The organism is Acidovorax sp. HMWF029 (assembly GCF_003060895.1).
Classification (GTDB): Bacteria; Pseudomonadota; Gammaproteobacteria; order Burkholderiales; family Burkholderiaceae_C; genus Acidovorax.
In genome coordinates this window covers 1-932 of sequence record NZ_QAIH01000258.1, presented here as the reverse complement: position 1 = coordinate 932, position 932 = coordinate 1, and the positions used below count along the sequence as shown (strand labels likewise).

Below are 932 nucleotides of genomic sequence, written 5' to 3'. Positions count from 1 at the left end.
GTGCCGTCGGTGGCCACGGCCAGTCCTTGGCCCGGTGCCAAGAGGGCTGTAGGGGCGGTCAGCGATGCGGTGGGGTGGCTGTCGGTGTCGCGCCGGGACTGCACGGCCACCGAACCGTTGAGCACCGAGGCTGTGGTCTGGCCCGAATCCGCCATGGTCACGCTGAAGTGGGTGCCACGCACGCTGGTCACGGCCAGCGGGGTGCGAATCTCGAAGCGGCGCAGGGGCTCTGTGCTGGGGGGGACGGTCGATTCCAGGCCGCCCTTGTGCATCTCCAGTACCGACTGCACGCTGCCCGCACGGCCACGGCGGCGCAACTGCCGCAGCTGCAGCTCAGACTGCGCCTGCACCCGGACCACGGTGCCGTCGGCCAGCCTGACGGCCACAAATGATTCCGGGCCCACCTGCAGCGCCGTACCTTCCTCCAGCTTGCCGCCGGGGCTTACAGGGGCGGGGGCATCACCTGCCCGAGCCTGCGCAGTGACAGCACCTTGCACAAACTGCACGGTGGCCGACTCGCTGGGCTGCAGTCGCACTGGGATCCAGATCACTGAACCCGGCTGCAGGCGCCGGGGGTCGGCGACCTTGTTGCGTGCCTGCAGCTGCTGCCACTGCCGGGGGGCCGCAAGGTAGTCCCGGGCCAGGCCTTCCAGGGTGTCCCCCTCCTTGACGATGTGGGGCACCTCGTCCCCCAGGAAGGGGGGCGGGCTGGCCTGCGCTCCCCTGGCTGCCAGGCCTGTGGCGGCCACCAGGGCCAGCGCAGCGGCGGTACAGGGGGTCCAGCGGGTGTGGGGGATGGTGTGGGTCAACTCATATCTCCTTCATGCTGCCCGGCACAGGCGGGGCCGCTTGTGGCGGTGCCTGTCGGGTTCTTGTGCACTCCTGTCAGTCCTTGCGCTGCGCCTCGACGGCTTCAAAGCGGTAGCCTACGC

1 protein-coding gene is annotated in these 932 nt (G+C 70.1%); it reads right to left on the bottom strand.

What is annotated here, in order from left to right; translation table 11 throughout:
- Window positions 1–809 (bottom strand): FecR domain-containing protein (locus tag DBR12_RS23175; protein WP_233244856.1); only part of this gene is annotated, 809 nt, incomplete at its 3' end.
- Window positions 810–932 lie beyond the last annotated feature (123 nt).